This is a genomic window from Campylobacter sp. BCW_6465 (genome assembly GCF_001762815.1).
Taxonomy (GTDB): Bacteria; Campylobacterota; Campylobacteria; order Campylobacterales; family Campylobacteraceae; genus Campylobacter_D; species Campylobacter_D jejuni.
The window spans coordinates 1-3,164 of record NZ_MJXN01000051.1; the positions used below are offsets into that span (position 1 = coordinate 1).

2 protein-coding genes are annotated in these 3,164 nt (G+C 27.6%); both read right to left on the minus strand.

What is annotated here, in order from left to right; translation table 11 throughout:
* Positions 1-42: 42 nt before the first annotated feature.
* Positions 43-1,797, minus strand: coding sequence for a hypothetical protein (locus AJ886_RS03390; RefSeq protein WP_070287131.1), 1,755 nt, complete (start codon positions 1,795-1,797; stop codon positions 43-45).
* 202 nt (positions 1,798-1,999) lie between these two features.
* On the minus strand, positions 2,000-3,164 hold a 1,165-nt coding region (locus tag AJ886_RS03395; RefSeq protein WP_083267236.1), incomplete at its 5' end, for an autotransporter outer membrane beta-barrel domain-containing protein.

The following is a 3,164-nucleotide window of genomic DNA, read 5'->3' on the forward strand; positions in this document are numbered from 1 at the left end:
ATCAAAAACCAAATTTTCCACCTAAAGCTCTTAAACTAAGCTTTAGTTTAAAATATCTTTAATCAGTTTTTGCAAATTCCTTTTTGTTTCTTCTTGTTCTTTTATGATAAAACATTTTGCTTTTGGCCAAAAATAACTTTTAGGATTTTCAAATTTTCCCCAACGCCAATCAAATCTAGGATGTAAAAGAACTATAGTAGGAATATCCATAGCTAAGCTTAAATGCGCTATAGCACTATCAATACTAAGCATACAGTCAATATCATATAAATAATTTAGAGTATCATTCCAATTTTTTATAAGCTTGCTTCTATCTTCTATTACCTTAGGCAATTCTTCTTTTAATTGCATTTGAAAAGAAATGATTTCATAATCTAAGTCTTTTAATATATCAAATAAAAATTCAAATTTTACATTTCTTAATAAATCAGAATTTTCAGCATTAGGAGTAGCATAAAAAATACCAAGTTTTTTTCTTTTATTATGCGGTTTTTTCTGTGGCAATATAGGTGTTTTTAATCGTGAAATCTCATCAAGCTTAATATCAATAAAAAAAGGCAAAGAACAAATAGGAATAGCATAATCAAAATTTGTAGGTAGATTTTTTAAAACCTTTACATTTTTAAAAATATCATCATTTTGATTTAAAAATTTGATTTGATTTTTAAACATTTCATACATGGCACTTTGAGGAGCAAATAAAACCTTTGAAGCGATTTTGCAAAGTTTTTCTAAGCATCTTGCATACATTATAGTATCGCCAAAGCCTTGCTCGCAAAATACTAAAACTTCTTTATTTTTAAAAGCATCAATGCCAAATTTATTAAAAGCTTTTATGCTTTCATTATAATGATAAGTAGAAAAAGTTTCATTATGAGCATAAAACAATCTACTTTCATAATACTTCTTACCCTCTTCAAAATTATCATCCACTCCCATACGCATCAAAAGATAAGCCAAATCAAATTGATAGGTTGCATGAGAATCCAAACTAAGACATTTTTTATAAGCATGATAAGCTTCTTGATAGTTTGAGTTAAATTCTAAGACCTTAGCATAGTTTTGCCAAAACTGTGCATGGTGTTGATTGGTTTCTTGTAGTGATTGAAAAAGTTCTAAAGAATCAGATATTCTAAAAAGCTTAAAAAGTAAGTATGCTTTTTGGGGTAAAATTTGATGAGTTAAAAAATCTTCTATTTTAGAAATAGTAAGGTTTTCTTTGGTTTTACTGTGAAGCCTATCTTCGAGTTTGACTAAATTAAGATTGGTTTGTTCAGCAATGATTCCTTTTTGCAGTTTATCAATCAAATCTTGCATAAAATGACACAAGTGTTCATGTGCATTTAATGCCTTAGTAAAATCATGTTTAAAATAAATTTCTGCATAATTTTTCCATAGATTAAGATTATACATATCTTTAGAAAGCAATTCTTTGAAAATTTGTTCAGATTCTTCTAGTTTGTTGCTCAGTTTATAAATAAAAGCCAATTCTAACTTAAGTTCATCCTCTAAATCATCTTTGCGAGTTAAAAGTGTTTGTAATAAATTCAAGGCTTCATCAAGTCTTAAATTTTCAATATAGCTTTTAGCAAGCATAAGACCATTAAAACTTGTAGGATTTAAAGAAAAAAGCTCTTGAGCATAATATAAAGCTTTTTGAAAAAGAGAAAGTTTATAAGAAGAAAGCGTAGCAAATTCTAAAGCAAATTTTGGACTTTCTTTTAAAAATTGCTCACTCAAGTTTAAACATTTTTCATAATTAGCATTAAAATAATAATAATGAATTTTATCAAACATATTTTTCCTTGATAGTTACATTAAAATCTAATATTATCTTATAAGTTGCATAAAAAGATAATTATATTTTTATAAAATTAAATAATAAAACAAAAATAAAAAAATATAACAACATCCATCCTAATAATTTTAAATTATCAGGATGAAATTTTTAACAAGTAGGAGAGTAAACTAATCAAACTAAGTATTATCTTTTGTGATATTACCAAAGATAATTAAACTGAGCAAATCCTGTATGGGTATTGCCATCTTTATCAAACATTCCATTATAGTTTAAACTAAAATAGAAAGCTTCATTAACAGGAACGATAAAAGAAGTACTTACAAATTTTTGTATTCTTGGTAAATAAAACTCATCACTTACTTTTACACTTCCAAATCTAGCCTCAGCTTGTGTTTTAGGATTGATATTAAACTTAGCTCCAAGTTCTACTGAAGTTTTTAAATTAGGCAACCAATCTCTAAACCAAGTAAAGCTTGTTTTAGTAGAGAAAAGATTTAAATAGTTTGCATAGGTTCTTTCTCCACCTTTAACTGTTGCTTGTCCTATAGTATCTTTCATAGAAAAAGCTTCAGTATAGCCTCCTTCATAAGCAAGACCTATTTCAGGGGAGAATATATCTTTATCTTTAATAAAATTCATACCTAAGGCTGTATTGACTCCATAAGCATAAGAATTAGGTTCAGCTTTAGCTTCATTATTTCCTATTTTTTTAGTTAAATCATTTTTAATCAAAGCAGCTTTACCTTGAGCTTTGATATAAACTTCTTGACCTTTTTCTGTAGTAAATAAGGTATTAAAGTATTTTAAACCTGCATAATAGGTTCTATTATTAATATCAAAATAAGTTGAACCCATTTTTGTATCTTCATAACCTGCATACACACCATATATTCCACTGTCTTTTAAAGTAGAATAACCTATAATGGTTCCTTTAGTGTGTCCTTTACTTTCTTCATTTAAAGAAAGTTCAACATTCTGTGAAGAAGCATAAGGAAGGATGAATAAAGAATGTTCTTTATTAGAACCATAGCTTCCATTATTTAAATCACTCTTTATATAATCACTTGCATCCGCATATAAATTACCCTTTTCAGACATAGCAATGCTTTGAGACTTACTTGAAGAAGCTAAAGCAAAGCTTTGCATAGAATTACCCATAACATTGTCTATAAAGGTAGATCTTCTTGAAGTAGTAGAGATTAAAGATCTAAAGGTTGCACCTGATATGGAAGCATTAAGATTAAAATCTGTAGTAAGCTTTCCTGTTATTGGATCAAAGCTTAAAGATATTTCTCCACCTCCATTGGTTCCTATATTGCCAATATTGCCTTGATTAACACCTGAGATGATATTGTTTATATTA

Excerpts from the sequence above, each read along its gene's own strand:
- AJ886_RS03390 (WP_070287131.1), bottom strand. The coding sequence starts at position 1,797 with ATGTTTGATAAAATTCATTATTATTATTTTAATGCTAATTATGAAAAA.